This is a genomic window from Pseudomonas sp. GW821-FHT04C07 (assembly GCF_059420325.1).
The window spans coordinates 287556-301928 of sequence record NZ_JBWKTM010000001.1 but is presented as its reverse complement, the minus strand read 5'-3'; the positions used below and the strand labels follow the sequence as shown (position 1 = coordinate 301928).

Sequence of the window (14373 nt, the reverse complement as noted above, 5' to 3'; positions counted from 1 at the left end):
GTCACTGACGCTCGCAAACAATTAGCACAGGCCTTCGGTGCTGTGCAGCGTTGTCCTTGAAAAGTCAGGAATGCCTTAGTTAGTCAGGCTACCGGGCCACGGACAATAACAGCCCACCGCCAGGGTGTGGGTGGCGCTGACCGGGCGTCCGTTACTGAGTGCCTGTAGCATCGGCTCGATAAAGCTGTTGTTGGAATTACAGGTCAACCCTTCGCTGTAGGGCCCGAAATACGCAAGTTTGCCATTGCGATCCCAGATCGCTACGGCCGGGCTTGCCGGTATCTGCCCGGAGCCGGGCAGGACCGACAGGGTTTTCAGGTTGCTCAGGGTGCCAGGCAACTGGCCGTGGCTACCGGGCTTTTGCACCGAATAGAACTCCACGCCTTGTGGCGCGTAATGCTCGATCAGTTCGGCCAGGTGCTGCTGGTTGCCGACGTTGCACGGGCAGGCCGGGTCCCAGAAGTGCACCAGACGGATCGATCCAGGGCCGGCAAGTTCCGGAGGCAGGCTCAGAGGGTCGCCGGAAAACACCGCGGCGTGTTCGTTGAATGCACGCAGGTAACGTCCCTGAAACCAGTCATAAGCGGCCCACAACACGCCGGCACACACAAGGGCGAGCAGGCTGGCAAGCAGTGTCGTGCGGTAGGGCAGACGCATACGGATCAATCCTCGAAGGTCACGTAGCTTGCCATGCTTGCCGCGACAGATGAATATCGCAGGGCCATAAAGTCTGTTTCGCGCTCCGCGCTTTACCTGGAAATTCGTCATGCCTGCCACCTTCAACCCCGATCATCTGCGTGCCAGCCTGCGGCCCTTGTCCGAGGCGCAGCCGCTGTCGGAGGAGGCGCAGGCCTATCAGCATTTTTATGGGCTGGATTTCCCGCAGCGCAGCAGGCCAGTCAAATGCGGTCTCGGCAGTTTCAACGTCGGTGGCTATCAGTTGGTCAGTCAGGTCTGGTGGCCACCACGCGCGGTGGCGACGATGTTCGTGTTCCACGGTTTCTACGATCACATGGGCCTTTATCGGCACGTGATCGACTGGGCGCTGGATCAGGGGTTCGTGGTGATTGCCTGTGATTTGCCGGGGCATGGACTGTCCAGCGGTGAGCGCGCCAACATCAAGGATTTCGCCGAGTATCAGGCGGCGCTGCAAGGGTTGTTCGATGAGGCACGCTCTCTGGACCTGCCGCAACCGTGGCACCTGTGCGGGCAGAGTACGGGCGGCGCGATTGTGATCGACCATGTGCTGAATGAAGGCGTAGACAGCCCGGCGCAAGGGCAGGTGGTGCTGCTTTCGCCGCTGGTTCGGCCGCGCTCCTGGGGCTGGTCGCACTTGAGTTATTACCTGATGAAGCCTTTCGTCAAAGGCATCGCCCGGCGTTTCAGCGAGAACACCAATGACCCGGCGTTCTTGCCCTTCCTGCAAGCCGATCCGCTACAACCGCTGCGCTTGCCGACTGCCTGGGTCGGGGCACTGGCGCGCTGGATCAAGCGTATCGAAGCGGCACCGCGCAGCAGTCGTCGGCCACTGATCATCCAGGGGCAAGCGGACATGACAGTGGATTGGGAACACAACCTTGAAGTGCTGGGGGGCAAATTCGACCGGCCACAGGTGTTGAAACTGCCCGAGGCCCGCCATCATCTGGCGAATGAAACCCAGGCGTTGCGCCAGGAGTATTTCGGGTTTTTGACCAAGCGAATGAAGGGGAGAAATCTCTAGCGACCGTTATGCCGCCATCGCGAGCAGGCTCGCTCCCACATTGGTTTGATGTCGTTCACAGATCCAGTGTGGGAGCGAGCTTGCTCCGGGCGGCGTTCCGACGATGGCGATCTTCCAGGCACCGAAGCTTACTGGCTAAGGCTCGAGGTGCTTTGCCCCACCGCCAATCCCGCCCGAATCGCCGCCAACGCCGCCTGGTAATAAGCCTTGCCTTCAGAGGACTCGGCAAACGTGGCGAACTCCTCCAGTTCGTCATCCGACAGGTCGCGATAAACGTAGAGCAGCGTGTTGTTCAGGTCGGAGCCGATCTGCTCCATCAAGCGCTGGCGCTGACCGTTCAACATCCCTTGCGCCTGACCACCACCGAGCAGGCCGGGAATCATCTGGCTCAGGCTGTCGGCGGCAACCCCGGCGATCGCCAGACTGACTTCGGCACCGGCCTCGCGGGCAGGCAGTGCTTGCGCCAAATGGCCAATGATCAATTGACGGGTGTCGCTGGCCTGGATCTTCGGCAAGCCCTGGGCATTTTTTGCCAGCTGATCGCGGCGGGTCGCCTGCAGTTCAGCGGCGACAATCTTGCGCCCCAGCGGTGACTGGAAAAATGCCAGAGCAGGTTTCGGGTCGGCGAGTTTCTGCCGCAACTGCGCCTGGGCTCGATGATCCATCGCCTGTGGCGCAAAGCGCTGATTGCTGTTGTTAACCAGCGCCTGGAACACCGCAGGCGGCAGGCTGTTTTTGTAGCGTTGCTGGGCGGCGGTGAGGGCGTCATTAAAGTGCGCGCGTTGTTCTGGCCAACCGGCGACCTTGTACAACTGGTCGAGGCCGTCTGCCCAAGCGGGCAAAATGCAGAGCATTAGCAGGGGAAAAAGCAAGCGACGCATAAGGGCTCCTGTCAGCAGGCCACTATTCTCCGTGTGAGGTCTCGTCTTGTCGAGAATTCGTATCAGTGCGCTCTGCGGCTCTGTCGGATTTACAGGCGTATGGATACTATGCTCGGCATGCAAATACCCTCCGATCACCCGCTGCTGTTACGTATCGTCGACGACCTGGCTGCACGCGGCTGGTCGCAGCAAAATATTTTCCTGCCCGAGGGGCTGACCCTGGAACTGGCAGCTGAGTGTCGCAAACGCGCCGCCGAGGGTGGATTGGCTCCGGCCGCAGTGGGCCGGGGCTCCTTCCAGGAAATTCGCGAGGGTATTCGAGGTGACCATATTCAGTGGCTCGAACCCGGCCAGGTTGAGTCTTGCGACAGCTACCTGGGGTTGATGGAGAGCCTTCGGGTCGCCATGAACCGTGGGTTGTTCCTGGGGCTGGAAGATTTCGAAAGCCATTTCGCGCTGTACCCGCCGGGTGCGTTTTACCTCAAGCATGTCGACCGCTTTCGCGATGATGACCGGCGCATGGTGTCCACCGTGATTTATCTCAATCAGGCCTGGTTGCCCGAGCATGGCGGACAGCTGCGGATGTATCTGGGCGAGGGGGTTGAATATGACGTGGTGCCCACGGGTGGTTGCCTGGTGGTATTCCTCTCCGGCGAAGTACCCCATGAAGTCCTGCCCGCCACTCGAGATCGCCTGTCGCTGACGGGGTGGTTTCGTCGTCGCGGCAATGAGCCGTTTTGATCATGCAAAAAATTCTGGTGAGCCGGTGTCTGCTGGGACACCCTGTGCGTTACGACGGCGGGGCTGGCGGGCCGTTCGATCAATTGGCGAGCTGGATGGCCGAAGGTCGGGTGGTGGCGCTGTGCCCGGAAGTGGCCGGTGGTTTACCGACGCCGCGGCCTGCAGCCGAGATTCCCGGTGGGCAAGGTGTCGAAGTGCTGGATGGCAGCGCGCGGGTGCTGACCGCTGAGGGAGAGGACGTCAGTACCGAGTTTCTATCCGGTGCGCGACAGGCCCTGGCGTTGGTCGAACAATACGGCATCCGGATTGCGGTGCTCAAGGCCAACAGCCCGTCCTGCGGCAACCTGCAGACCTATGACGGCACTTTCAGTGGGGTCAAAGTCAGCGGGGAAGGTGTTACCGCGGCGTTGTTGAAACGCAATGGGGTCCAGGTTTTCAGTGAGCTGGAGTTGCCTGAGGCGTTGGCGGCGTTGGCGGCACTGGACTGAACTTGCCTGGATTTACAAAACTACGCAGATCTAGTGTGGGAAGGGCCGGGCGACGTTCGCTTGCTCGCGATAGCGGACTGGCAGTCGACATCACTTTTGAATGTGATGGCCTTATCGCGAGCAAGCGAACGTCGCCCGGCCCTTCCCACATTAGATCTTCGGTGTAACAAATTCCTCATTCCAACTATCAAGGCTTCGGTGGCTTGCTCGCATCCGTTCCAAACCATTTTTCCGAGAGTGCCATCAACCGACCATCGGCTTTGATGCGTTGCAGCGCGTTGTCGATACTGGCCTGAAACGCCGGATTGCCTTTCTGAAACGGGATCACCAGGCTCAACGTCGGGCCAGCATTGGCGCCTTCCTGAGCGGGCAAGTGGCTGTCACGAATGGCGTAAGGGACCGGCAAACGGTCACTGATGGCCGCATCGATTTGCTTGTCCGCTACGTCTTTGAGCTGTTGCTGCGTATTGGGGTTACCGCGCAGATCGATGCCTTCGACCGTGCGTGTCGGCTCGGCGAACTGGCTGCTTTGCGCCACCCCCAGCGCCTGACCGTTGAGTGCTTGCAGTGTGCCCAGCGGTCGGGGCTCTTCCTGACGCACGATCAACTGCGCATTGGAATAACTATAGGGTTCACTGAAGTCGAAGCGCCCCTTGAGTTCGGGGGTCACTGCTATGTGGTTGATGGCCACATCGTACTTGCCGCTCTCGACGCCTTGTAGCAAGTCAGCCGAGTCCGTGATGACGAAGTCCGTGCGCACGTCCAGCTCACTGGCGAGCATTTGGCCCAACTCGACCTCGAAGCCGGTGAGTTTGCCGTCATCCTTGAAGTTAAACGGTGGTGTGTTGGCTTGCAGGGCGATGCGCAGCTCGCCACGGTCGTTTACATCGTCGATCAATTCGGCTTGAGCGTAAGTGCTCACAAGGGGCAGTAAAAGTAACAGGCCAGACAAAAAACGCATGGTCACTCCTTTGAATTCTAATGTGCTGTACGCGGGTTCTGGCGCGCTTTGCTATGGTGATGAGTGCCTTCGACAACGAATTACGACGAAGTTGTCTTAACCGTACAGATTTCGCAGAAAAACTGGAGAACAGAATGAAAACGTTTATGTCTCGTGCTGCTTTGGCCAGCCTGTTGCTGGGTGCTTCGATGCTGGCGAGCGCTGCGGATAGTATCGCGCGCACTCCGGCTCCCAAGGGCGCGACGGTGAGCATCGTCTCTCCGGCGGACGGCGCCACGGTGGGTGAGAGCTTCAAGGTCAGATTTGGCGTCGAGGGCGTGGCGCTGGCGCCAGCGGGTGACCCGACCAAAAACACCGGTCACCACCATCTGCTGATCGACGTCGACAAGCTGCCGGCCGAAACTGCGCCGATCCCGAAGGACGCTAACCACATGCACTTCGGCATGGCGCAAACCGAAACTGACATCAAACTGGCCCCGGGCAAGCACACCTTGCAGATGGAGCTGGGCGACAAGAATCACGTGCCGTTCGATCCGCCGATTCTCTCGAAGAAAATCACCGTCACGGTGAAATAAGCGTATCGCAGGCATAAAAAAGGAGACCCGAGGGTCTCCTTTTTTCGTTGGTGCTCCAGGCTTAGAACAACACGCGGCAACGGATGGTGCCTTTGATGTGTTGCAGCTTCTCTTGCGCCAGGTCCGAGTACTCGGCGTCGACGTCGATGACGACGTAGCCGACTTTCTCGTTGGTCTGCAGGAACTGACCGGAGATGTTGATACCGTTTTCGGCGAAGACCTTGTTGATCTCGCTCATCACACCCGGAATGTTCTCGTGGATGTGCAGCAAACGGTGTTTGCCAGGGTGAGCCGGCAGCGCCACTTCCGGGAAGTTGACCGAGGACACCGACGTACCGTTGTCGCTGTACTTGACCAGCTTCTCAGCCACTTCCAGGCCAATGTTGGCTTGCGCTTCAGCGGTGGAGCCGCCGATGTGCGGGGTCAGGATCACGTTGTCCAGGCCGCGCAGCGGGCTTTCGAACTCTTCGTCGTTGGAGCGAGGCTCCACCGGGAATACGTCGATAGCCGCGCCGATCAGGTGCTTGTCCTTGATCGCGTCCGCCAGGGCTTGTAGCTCGACCACGGTGCCGCGAGCAGCGTTGATCAGAATGCCGCCTTTTTTGATCGCGCGAATTTCTTTCTCGCCGATCATCCACTGGGTGGAAGCGGTTTCCGGAACGTGCAGGGTGACGATGTCGGACATGCCCAGCAGCTCGGTCAGGCTGGCGACCTGAGTCGCGTTGCCCAATGGCAGCTTGGTGATGGTGTCGTAGAAATACACCTGCATGCCCAGGCCTTCAGCCAGGACCGACAGCTGGGTGCCGATCGAGCCATAACCGACGATGCCCAGCTTTTTGCCGCGGATTTCGAAGGAGTTGGCCGCGCTTTTGATCCAGCCGCCACGGTGGCAGGAAGCGTTTTTCTCAGGAATACCGCGCAGCAACAGGATCGCTTCAGCCAGCACCAGCTCAGCCACCGAGCGGGTGTTGGAGTACGGTGCGTTGAAGACCGCGATACCGCGTTCGCGAGCAGCGTTCAGGTCGACCTGGTTGGTGCCGATGCAGAAGCAGCCAACAGCGACCAGTTTCTTCGCGTGATCGAAAATCTCTTCGGTCAGTTGAGTACGGGAGCGAATGCCGATGAAGTGAGCATCAGCGATCTTTTCCTTGAGCTGGGCTTCCGGCAGAGAACCTGTGAGGTACTCAATGCTGGTGTACCCGGCGGCCTTGAGGACGTCGACAGCCGATTGGTGGACGCCTTCGAGAAGAAGGAACTTGATCTTGCTCTTATCGAGGGAAGTCTTGCTCATCTGCGTAAACCTGTGTCCCGGAGAAAAATGGCAGGGAAGTGGACAGCCTGAGCTGACCTGGGCGGCATTATAGCCGTCACCGCAGAACGCCTTGGGCACTATCCTGCGGGGGCGGTATGCTAGCATATGCGCCCCGCTAAACACTCATTCCTGCGACGTGAAGCGTTCTCAGGATGACCATGAATTGTTCGAGAGTTCTGCCGATGACCAATCCTGCCCTGATTGATGAGCTGAAGACCCTGGTTGAGCCTGGCAAGGTGCTGACCGATGCCGACTCCCTGAATGCTTACGGCAAGGATTGGACCAAGCATTTCGCCCCGGCACCGACGGCCATCGTGTTCCCGAAAACCACTGAGCAAGTCCAGGCCATCGTGCGCTGGGCCAATCAGCACAAAATCGCGCTGGTGCCTTCCGGCGGGCGTACCGGGCTTTCTGCTGCTGCGGTAGCGGCCAATGGCGAAGTGGTGGTGTCGTTCGACTATATGAACCAGGTGCTGGAATTCAACAGCACCGACCGCACCGTGGTCTGCCAGCCGGGCGTGGTCACCGAGCAGTTGCAGAACCTGGCCGAAGAAAAAGGCCTGTACTACCCAGTGGATTTCGCTTCGGCCGGTTCCAGTCAGATTGGCGGCAATATCGGCACCAATGCCGGCGGGATCAAGGTGATTCGCTACGGCATGACCCGTAACTGGGTCGCCGGCATGAAAGTCGTGACCGGCAAGGGCGACCTGCTGGAGCTGAACCGCGACCTGATCAAGAACGCCACCGGCTACGACATGCGTCAGCTGTTCATTGGCGCTGAAGGGACCCTCGGTTTCGTGGTTGAAGCCACCATGCGTCTGGATCGTGCGCCGAAAAACCTCACCGCAATGGTCCTCGGCACTACCGATTTCGACTCGATCATGCCGGTGCTGCACGCATTCCAGAGCAAGCTCGATCTGACTGCCTTCGAGTTCTTCTCCGACAAGGCTCTGGCCAAAGTCCTGGCGCGCGGCGACGTGCCGGCGCCGTTCGAATCCGATTGCCCGTTCTACGCGCTGCTGGAATTCGAAGCGACCACCGAAGAAGTGGCCAACCACGCCCTGGAAACCTTCGAGCATTGCGTCGAAGAGGGCTGGGTGCTCGACGGCGTGATGAGCCAGAGCGAGTCGCAGTTGCAGAACCTCTGGAAGCTGCGCGAATACATCTCCGAAACCATTTCCCACTGGACGCCGTACAAGAATGACATTTCGGTCACTGTGTCGAAAGTCCCGGCTTTCTTGAAGGAAATTGATGCAATCGTCGGTGAACACTACCCGGACTTCGAAATCGTCTGGTTCGGCCATATCGGTGATGGCAACCTGCACTTGAACATCCTGAAGCCTGAAAACCTGAGCAAGGACGAGTTTTTCACCAAGTGCGCGACCGTCAACAAGTGGGTGTTCGAAACCGTCGAGAAGTACAACGGCTCGATTTCCGCCGAACATGGCGTCGGCATGACCAAGCGCGACTACCTGACCTACAGCCGCTCGCCGGTTGAGATCGAATACATGAAAGCGGTCAAAGCGGTGTTCGACCCGAACGGCATCATGAATCCGGGCAAGATTTTCGCCCTGTGACTTTCCAGGGCCGGGACTTTCTGTCTTTGAAACAGCAGTACCAGATGAATCAATGAAGCAGGAGTCGGTAATGAGCTATCAGCACCAGTATGTCGACGGTACTCGTATTCACTTTCCGGTCGGGAAAGTGGTGTGCATTGGCCGTAACTACGCCGAACACGCCAAGGAACTGGACAACCCGGTGCCTACCGAGCCGTTGCTGTTCATCAAGCCGGGCAGTTGCGTAGTCGAGCTGGAAGGCGGTTTTGCGATTCCCACCGAACGTGGCTCGGTGCACTACGAGGCCGAAATTGCCGTGTTGATCGGCAAGCCACTGTCGACCAGGCCGAGCCGCGAAGAAGTACTCGACGCGATCTCCGGTTTTGCCCCGGCGCTGGACCTGACCCTGCGCGACAAGCAGGCGGAACTGAAAGCCAAAGGTCTGCCGTGGGAAGTCGCCAAATCCTTCGACGGCGCTTGCGTGCTGGCTCCGTTCGTCGTCAGCAGCACCTTTGCTGACCTGACCGACATCGGTATTCGCCTGACCATCAATGGCGAAATCCGTCAGGACGGCAACAGTCGCGACATGCTCAACCCGATCGTGCCGATGATCCAGTACATGGCCGGCTGCTTCACGCTGCAAGCCGGTGACGTGATCCTGACCGGCACCCCGGTTGGCGTCGGCCCGCTGAATGTCGGTGATGAACTGGTGCTGGAATTGCCAGGCGTCAGTAGCTTCAACAGTAGCGTTCGCTGAAGTCTGAGCCTGGGTGCAAAAAGATCGCAAGCGATAGCTTCTACGGCTTTGCGTACGCCTGATAACTCATGGGTGTACGCGGTAGGTGCAGGCGCCGCCTGCGGTCATTAAGTTTGAATTCATGCAGTCGTGGTATTTCATCCGCCCGTCCTGTTTTTGAGCTTGCCGAATGCGCCGACTTGCCCGTCCCCAACCGTTCTTCCTGCTTGTGAGTCTTGTCGCTCTGGTGCTGCTGGTACTGGCCGGGCAGCACTATCGACTGTTCGAGCGCGCCTGGTTCAACGTGCAGACGTGGTGGCAGCCTGCGGACGCCCGGTCCATTGGTCTGGCGGATTACCGGGTATCGCTTGAGGCCAGGGTCATCGAGGGGCTGGATGCCGACGTCTCTGCGCTGACCTATGACCCGGTGCGTAAAAGCCTGTTTACGGTCACCAACAAAAATGCTGAGTTGATTGAACTGTCCCTCGATGGTCGGATCCTTCGACGTGTGACATTGATCGGGTTTGGCGATCCGGAAGCTGTCGAGTTCATTAACGCCGACACCTATGTGGTTGCCGATGAGCACGGGCAGCGACTGATCAAAATTCATCTGGAAGACAACACGGTGTTCCTCGATGCGGCAGATGCCGAGCAGATGACCCTCGGCGTGCACACCAGCGGCAACAAAGGCTTTGAGGGGTTGGCATACGACTCGGTGGGCAAGCGGCTGTTCGTCGCAAGGGAGCGCGACCCGATGCTGATCTATGAGATTCAGGGTTTTCCTCATTACAACCCTGAAAAGTCGTACGCGGTGCATGTGGTGAACAATCCCAAGCGTGACGCCGGGTTGTTTGTCCGCGATCTGTCCAGTCTGCAATACGACAAGCTCAGCGGGCATTTGCTGGCGCTGTCAGATGAGTCGAGGCTGGTGCTGGAGCTGGATGTCGACGGGCGGCCGTTGAGTACGATGTCACTGAGCAAGGGACATCAGGGGCTGCAAAAGACCGTGCCGCAAGCGGAAGGGATCGCCATGGATGACGAGGGTACGATGTACCTGGTCAGTGAGCCCAATCTGTTTTACGTCTTCAAGAAGCCGCCGCAACCCTGATAAACACCGCAGAGCCATGTAGGAGCAGCCGGTCGACGCTCGATTGCTCGCGATGAGGCCGTCACAGGCGACAGAGATGTCGACTGACAGACTGCTATCGCGAGCAATCGAGCGTCGACCGGCTGCTCCTACAGGGTCATGCGCGAAGGGTTTTCACGCCTTCGCTAGTGCCCAGCAGCAGCAGGTCGGCCGGACGCGCTGCGAACAGGCCATTGGTGACCACACCGACGATAGCGTTGATCCGGGTTTCCAGCTCGACCGGATTGGTGATCTGCATGTTGAATACGTCGAGGATGATGTTGCCGTTGTCGGTCAACACGCCTTCGCGGTAAACCGGGTCGCCGCCGAGCTTCACCAGTTCGCGGGCCACATGGCTGCGGGCCATCGGGATCACTTCGACCGGCAGCGGGAAGGCGCCCAGTACTGGCACCAGTTTGCTGGCGTCGGCGATGCAGATGAAGGTCTTGGCCACCGCCGCGACGATCTTCTCGCGGGTCAGGGCTGCGCCGCCACCCTTGATCAGGTTCAGGTGTTCGTCGCTTTCATCGGCGCCATCGACGTAGAACTCCAGGTCGCTGACGGTATTGAGCTCATACACCGGAATGCCGTGGCCCTTGAGGCGTGCCGCGGTGGCTTCGGAGCTGGCGACCGCGCCGTCGAACGCGCCCTTGTGCAGGGCCAGGGCGTCGATGAAACAGTTGGCGGTGGAGCCTGTGCCGACCCCAACGATGCTCTTGTCGTCGAGTTTTGGAAGGATAAAGTCGACGGCGGCCTGAGCCACTGCCTGTTTGAGTTGATCCTGGGTCATGCGGGCTCCGAAGCGGGCAGAGGGGAACAGAAGGCCGCCATTATAGCTGTATGCCCGGTTAAAACCTCTTGATTCGTATGGTCGCACGGCCAAACGCTGAGTTAGACTCCTTGGCCCTGCCCAACCCGCTCAGTGATGCTTTCCGATGCTCGAACAGTACGTCAAGAAGATCCTCACCTCGCGCGTTTATGACGTTGCCGTAGAAACTCCATTGCAGACTGCCCGCCAGCTCTCCGAGCGGCTGTGCAATCAGATCTGGCTCAAGCGTGAAGACTTGCAGCCCGTGTTCTCGTTCAAGATTCGCGGTGCTTACAACAAGCTCACACAGCTGACTGATGAGGAGCGCGCCCGCGGCGTGGTCACCGCATCAGCCGGCAACCATGCGCAGGGCCTGGCCCTGGCGGCCAAAGTGCTGGGGGTCAAGGCGATCATTGTGATGCCCAAGACCACCCCGGAGATCAAGGTCGAAGGCGTGCGCTCCCGTGGCGGCAAAGTGGTGCTGCACGGCGATACCTTCCCGGAAGCATTGGCTTACTCGCTGAAACTGGTCGACGAAAAAGGCTACGTCTACATCCATCCGTACGATGATCCGCACACCATTGCCGGGCAGGGCACCGTGGCGATGGAGATTCTGCGCCAGCACCCGGGGCGTCTGGATGCCATTTTTGTTCCGGTAGGCGGTGGCGGCCTGATCGCCGGGATCGCCGCTTATGTGAAATACCTGCGGCCGGAAATCAAAATCATCGGTGTCGAACCGGACGATTCCAATTGCTTGCAAGCGGCCATGGCGGCGGGCGAGCGCGTGGTGTTGCCGACTGTCGGCATCTTCGCCGACGGCGTGGCAGTGGCGCAGATCGGTCAGCACACCTTTGACATCTGCAAAGACTATGTTGATGAAGTGATCACTGTCAGCACCGACGAGATCTGTGCGGCGATCAAGGATATCTACGACGATACCCGCTCGATCACTGAGCCTGCCGGTGCTTTGGGCGTAGCCGGGATCAAGAAATATGTCGAGTTGCGCGGCGTCACCGGGCAGACTCTGGTGGCCATCGACTCCGGCGCCAACGTCAATTTTGACCGACTGCGTCACGTCGCCGAACGCGCCGAATTGGGCGAGGGGCGCGAAGCAATCATCGCTGTGACCATTCCGGAAAAGCCCGGCAGCTTCAAGGCATTCTGCGAAGCCATCGGCAAACGTCAGATCACTGAATTCAACTATCGCTACAACACCGGCAGCGAAGCGCACATTTTCGTCGGCGTGCAGACGCACCCGGAAAACGATCCGCGCAGTGCGTTGATCAGTAGCCTTATGATCCAGGGTTTCCCGGTACTCGACTTGACCGACAACGAACTGGCCAAGTTGCACATTCGTCATATGGTGGGTGGTCATGCGGCGCGGGTCAGCGATGAGATAGTGCTGCGCTTCGAGTTCCCGGAGCGACCGGGCGCGTTGTTCAACTTCCTCAACAAACTCGGCGGTCGCTGGAATATCTCGATGTTCCACTACCGCAACCACGGTGCTGCCGATGGGCGAGTGGTCGCAGGCCTGCAAGTGCCTGCCGATGAACGCCATCTGGTGCCGGCAGCGTTGGCAGAGATCGGTTACCCGTACTGGGATGAAAGCAATAATCCGGCGTATCAACTGTTCCTCGGTTGAGCGACTACGCTGATGGTCACGGCCTAAGGAGTCGCATACATGGAAACGCTTACCGCCCTGAAAATAGCCCACGTCCTGGCGACGGTACTGCTCTTGGGCAGCGCGTTGGGGTTGGCAATCCGGGTATGGCGTGGTGACAGCAAGGGTGATGCGACGATCTACACCCGCACCTTGCATCGGCCGTGGCTGTTCGTCTGGTTGGTGATGGGGATTGCGCTGCTGAGCTTGCCGTTCAGCGGCTGGTGGATGGCGCATCTGGTGGGCTGGCCACTGGGGCAGACCTGGGTTCTGGCCTCCAGCGTGATCTATATGTTCGGCGCGCTGAGCTGGTTATGGCTGCTGATACGGCTCAATCGCCTGCGGGTGGCGCAGGCGGCGAGCAATTTGAAATTCACCTTGGCGTTGGCGGTGTTCAGCTTTGTTTGCTTCATTGCCATTTCAGGATTGATGGGCGCCAAACCGGTTTAAATCCAGAAATAGTGCCGGTCCTATCGCGAGCAAGCTCGCTCCTACAGGAACCCTTGCCCGCGATGGCGTCATCAGTCGCGCAGCGAAATCACCGGCCAACCCCGTTTCTCGGCCTCAGCCCGCAAATTTGGATCAGGATCTACCGCCACCGGATTCGTCACCCGTTCCAGTAGCGAAAAATCATTCATCGAATCGCTGTAGAAGTAGCTGCCTTGCAGGCTAAATCCGGTTTCTTCCAGCCAACGATTCAAGCGCGTCACCTTGCCTTCACGAAAGCACGGTACGTCAGTGCTGCGCCCGGTGTAGCGGCCGTCGATCATTTCGCACTCGGTGGCGATCAGGGTTTCGACGCCCAGGCGTGCGGCAATCGGCCCGGTAACGAAGCGGTTGGTGGCGGTGATGATCACCAGCTTGTCGCCGGCGGCCCGGTGTTTGGCCAGTAGCTCGATGCCCTTGGGCAGCATGATCGGTTCGATGCAATCGCGCATGTAGTCGCGATGCCATTCGTCCAGCTTGGCCATCTCGGTGCGGCCGAGGATTTCCAGGCAGAAGTTCAGGTACTCGGCGTTGTCCAGTTTGCCGGCCAGGTAATCCTGGTAGAACTCATCGTTACGCGCCTTGTAGGCGACAGCGTCGAGGATGCCCCGTTCGCACAGGTAATCACCCCAGGCGTGGTCACTGTCACCGCCCAAAAGCGTGTTGTCCAAGTCGAATAAAGCCAGGCGCATTGCAGTTACTCGCTGAAAAGTCTGTAAAAAGGCGTCCAGAATACGGTCTTTTCACAAGAGTGCACATAAGGTAGGCCGGCTCGTTGCTGCTTTCACAGCCTTTGTGGAACAATGCGGCGACATGCGTTTGCGAGGTTGTTGCCGTGATCGACCCAGATGGTTTCCGCCCCAATGTTGGGATCATTCTGACGAATGATGCCGGCCAGGTGCTATGGGCTCGCCGTATCAATCAAGATGCCTGGCAGTTTCCGCAGGGTGGTATCAACCCTCAGGAGACACCGGAAGACGCCTTGTACCGTGAGTTGAACGAAGAAGTGGGGCTGGAACGCGAAGATGTGCAAATTCTCGCCTGCACTCGGGGCTGGTTGCGCTATCGTTTGCCGCAACGTCTGGTGAGGACGCATAGCCAACCGCTGTGCATCGGCCAGAAACAGAAATGGTTTCTCCTGCGCCTGGTCTCTAACGAGCAGCGGGTGCGGATGGATTTGACCGGCAAACCGGAATTCGATGGCTGGCGCTGGGTCAGCTATTGGTATCCGTTGGGCCAGGTAGTGACATTCAAGCGCGAGGTGTATCGACGCGCCCTCAAAGAGCTTGCCCCGCGCCTTTTAGCGCGCGACTGACGACGGAG

Annotated in this window: 16 protein-coding genes; 10 read left to right on the top strand and 6 right to left on the bottom strand. The window is 59.0% G+C overall.

Annotated elements, in window-relative coordinates; genetic code table 11:
* Positions 1-75: 75 nt before the first annotated feature.
* On the bottom strand, positions 76-657 hold the full coding sequence (locus AC07UI_RS01390; protein WP_494990775.1) for a DUF6436 domain-containing protein: 582 nt from the start codon (positions 655-657) through the stop codon (positions 76-78).
* A 109-nt stretch (positions 658-766) separates the two neighbouring features.
* On the opposite strand from AC07UI_RS01390, the gene bipL reads away from it, so the two are divergent.
* On the top strand, positions 767-1720 hold the full coding sequence (gene bipL / locus AC07UI_RS01385; RefSeq protein WP_494990774.1) for a phospholipase BipL: 954 nt from the start codon (positions 767-769) through the stop codon (positions 1718-1720).
* Positions 1721-1848: 128 nt separating this feature from the next.
* Here bipL and AC07UI_RS01380 read toward each other — a convergent pair whose 3' ends face one another.
* On the bottom strand, positions 1849-2601 hold the full coding sequence (locus tag AC07UI_RS01380) for a DUF2059 domain-containing protein (RefSeq protein ID WP_494990773.1): 753 nt from the start codon (positions 2599-2601) through the stop codon (positions 1849-1851).
* 108 nt (positions 2602-2709) lie between these two features.
* Between AC07UI_RS01380 and AC07UI_RS01375 the strand changes: the two genes are divergently transcribed.
* Together AC07UI_RS01375 and AC07UI_RS01370 are read left to right on the top strand one after the other, a co-directional pair.
* The gene (locus AC07UI_RS01375; protein ID WP_494991176.1) at positions 2710-3342 is read left to right on the top strand and encodes a 2OG-Fe(II) oxygenase; all 633 of its coding nucleotides are present in this window, start codon (positions 2710-2712) and stop codon (positions 3340-3342) included.
* Between the two features lie 2 nt (positions 3343-3344).
* Positions 3345-3830: a 2-thiouracil desulfurase family protein gene (locus tag AC07UI_RS01370; protein ID WP_494990772.1), complete on the top strand. Its 486-nt coding sequence runs from the start codon at positions 3345-3347 to the stop codon at positions 3828-3830.
* Positions 3831-4017: 187 nt separating this feature from the next.
* Here the strand turns inward: AC07UI_RS01370 and AC07UI_RS01365 are convergent, their stop codons facing one another.
* Complete coding sequence (locus AC07UI_RS01365) at positions 4018-4791, bottom strand: transporter substrate-binding domain-containing protein (RefSeq protein WP_494990771.1); 774 nt, start codon at positions 4789-4791, stop codon at positions 4018-4020.
* Positions 4792-4925: 134 nt separating this feature from the next.
* On the opposite strand from AC07UI_RS01365, the gene AC07UI_RS01360 reads away from it, so the two are divergent.
* Positions 4926-5366: a DUF4399 domain-containing protein gene (locus tag AC07UI_RS01360; RefSeq protein ID WP_494990770.1), complete on the top strand. Its 441-nt coding sequence runs from the start codon at positions 4926-4928 to the stop codon at positions 5364-5366.
* 61 nt (positions 5367-5427) lie between these two features.
* Here the strand turns inward: AC07UI_RS01360 and serA are convergent, their stop codons facing one another.
* Positions 5428-6657: a phosphoglycerate dehydrogenase gene (gene serA, locus AC07UI_RS01355; RefSeq protein ID WP_494990769.1), complete on the bottom strand. Its 1230-nt coding sequence runs from the start codon at positions 6655-6657 to the stop codon at positions 5428-5430.
* A gap of 203 nt (positions 6658-6860) precedes the next feature.
* Between serA and AC07UI_RS01350 the strand changes: the two genes are divergently transcribed.
* The 3 genes from AC07UI_RS01350 to AC07UI_RS01340 all read left to right on the top strand — a co-directional run bounded on the left by AC07UI_RS01350 (position 6861) and on the right by AC07UI_RS01340 (position 10078).
* Complete coding sequence (locus AC07UI_RS01350; protein ID WP_494990768.1) at positions 6861-8255, top strand: FAD-binding oxidoreductase; 1395 nt, start codon at positions 6861-6863, stop codon at positions 8253-8255.
* A 70-nt stretch (positions 8256-8325) separates the two neighbouring features.
* Positions 8326-8991, top strand: a complete 666-nt coding sequence (locus AC07UI_RS01345) for a fumarylacetoacetate hydrolase family protein (protein WP_494990767.1) — start codon at positions 8326-8328, stop codon at positions 8989-8991.
* Positions 8992-9160: 169 nt separating this feature from the next.
* Positions 9161-10078 carry an SdiA-regulated domain-containing protein gene (locus AC07UI_RS01340; RefSeq protein ID WP_494990766.1) on the top strand — a complete coding sequence of 306 codons (918 nt, stop codon included), beginning with the start codon at positions 9161-9163 and terminating at the stop codon, positions 10076-10078.
* A gap of 136 nt (positions 10079-10214) precedes the next feature.
* Here the strand turns inward: AC07UI_RS01340 and rpiA are convergent, their stop codons facing one another.
* Positions 10215-10886 carry a ribose-5-phosphate isomerase RpiA gene (gene rpiA / locus AC07UI_RS01335; RefSeq protein WP_494990765.1) on the bottom strand — a complete coding sequence of 224 codons (672 nt, stop codon included), beginning with the start codon at positions 10884-10886 and terminating at the stop codon, positions 10215-10217.
* Between the two features lie 145 nt (positions 10887-11031).
* Here rpiA and ilvA point away from each other — a divergent pair, with 145 nt between their 5' ends.
* Together ilvA and AC07UI_RS01325 are read left to right on the top strand one after the other, a co-directional pair.
* Positions 11032-12546, top strand: a complete 1515-nt coding sequence (gene ilvA, locus AC07UI_RS01330) for a threonine ammonia-lyase, biosynthetic (protein WP_494990764.1) — start codon at positions 11032-11034, stop codon at positions 12544-12546.
* 39 nt (positions 12547-12585) lie between these two features.
* Positions 12586-13014: a DUF2269 family protein gene (locus tag AC07UI_RS01325; protein WP_494990763.1), complete on the top strand. Its 429-nt coding sequence runs from the start codon at positions 12586-12588 to the stop codon at positions 13012-13014.
* A 71-nt stretch (positions 13015-13085) separates the two neighbouring features.
* Here AC07UI_RS01325 and AC07UI_RS01320 read toward each other — a convergent pair whose 3' ends face one another.
* Positions 13086-13742: a histidinol-phosphatase gene (locus tag AC07UI_RS01320; protein WP_494990762.1), complete on the bottom strand. Its 657-nt coding sequence runs from the start codon at positions 13740-13742 to the stop codon at positions 13086-13088.
* Between the two features lie 143 nt (positions 13743-13885).
* Between AC07UI_RS01320 and AC07UI_RS01315 the strand changes: the two genes are divergently transcribed.
* Positions 13886-14365 (top strand): RNA pyrophosphohydrolase, encoded by a 480-nt coding sequence (locus AC07UI_RS01315; RefSeq protein ID WP_150806187.1) that lies wholly within the window; start codon positions 13886-13888, stop codon positions 14363-14365.
* Positions 14366-14373 lie beyond the last annotated feature (8 nt).

What these genes read in the sequence shown, in the direction of transcription:
- bipL (WP_494990774.1), top strand. Translation starts at nt 767, where the DNA reads ATGCCTGCCACCTTCAACCCCGATCATCTGCGTGCCAGCCTGCGGCCC.
- AC07UI_RS01345 (WP_494990767.1), top strand. Translation starts at nt 8,326, where the DNA reads ATGAGCTATCAGCACCAGTATGTCGACGGTACTCGTATTCACTTTCCG.
- AC07UI_RS01390 (WP_494990775.1), bottom strand. Translation starts at nt 657, where the DNA reads ATGCGTCTGCCCTACCGCACGACACTGCTTGCCAGCCTGCTCGCCCTT.
- rpiA (WP_494990765.1), bottom strand. Translation starts at nt 10,886, where the DNA reads ATGACCCAGGATCAACTCAAACAGGCAGTGGCTCAGGCCGCCGTCGAC.
- AC07UI_RS01320 (WP_494990762.1), bottom strand. Translation starts at nt 13,742, where the DNA reads ATGCGCCTGGCTTTATTCGACTTGGACAACACGCTTTTGGGCGGTGAC.
- AC07UI_RS01375 (WP_494991176.1), top strand. Translation starts at nt 2,710, where the DNA reads ATGCTCGGCATGCAAATACCCTCCGATCACCCGCTGCTGTTACGTATC.
- serA (WP_494990769.1), bottom strand. Translation starts at nt 6,657, where the DNA reads ATGAGCAAGACTTCCCTCGATAAGAGCAAGATCAAGTTCCTTCTTCTC.
- AC07UI_RS01325 (WP_494990763.1), top strand. Translation starts at nt 12,586, where the DNA reads ATGGAAACGCTTACCGCCCTGAAAATAGCCCACGTCCTGGCGACGGTA.
- AC07UI_RS01365 (WP_494990771.1), bottom strand. Translation starts at nt 4,791, where the DNA reads ATGCGTTTTTTGTCTGGCCTGTTACTTTTACTGCCCCTTGTGAGCACT.
- AC07UI_RS01350 (WP_494990768.1), top strand. Translation starts at nt 6,861, where the DNA reads ATGACCAATCCTGCCCTGATTGATGAGCTGAAGACCCTGGTTGAGCCT.
- ilvA (WP_494990764.1), top strand. Translation starts at nt 11,032, where the DNA reads ATGCTCGAACAGTACGTCAAGAAGATCCTCACCTCGCGCGTTTATGAC.
- AC07UI_RS01360 (WP_494990770.1), top strand. Translation starts at nt 4,926, where the DNA reads ATGAAAACGTTTATGTCTCGTGCTGCTTTGGCCAGCCTGTTGCTGGGT.
- AC07UI_RS01340 (WP_494990766.1), top strand. Translation starts at nt 9,161, where the DNA reads ATGCGCCGACTTGCCCGTCCCCAACCGTTCTTCCTGCTTGTGAGTCTT.
- AC07UI_RS01380 (WP_494990773.1), bottom strand. Translation starts at nt 2,601, where the DNA reads ATGCGTCGCTTGCTTTTTCCCCTGCTAATGCTCTGCATTTTGCCCGCT.
- AC07UI_RS01370 (WP_494990772.1), top strand. Translation starts at nt 3,345, where the DNA reads ATGCAAAAAATTCTGGTGAGCCGGTGTCTGCTGGGACACCCTGTGCGT.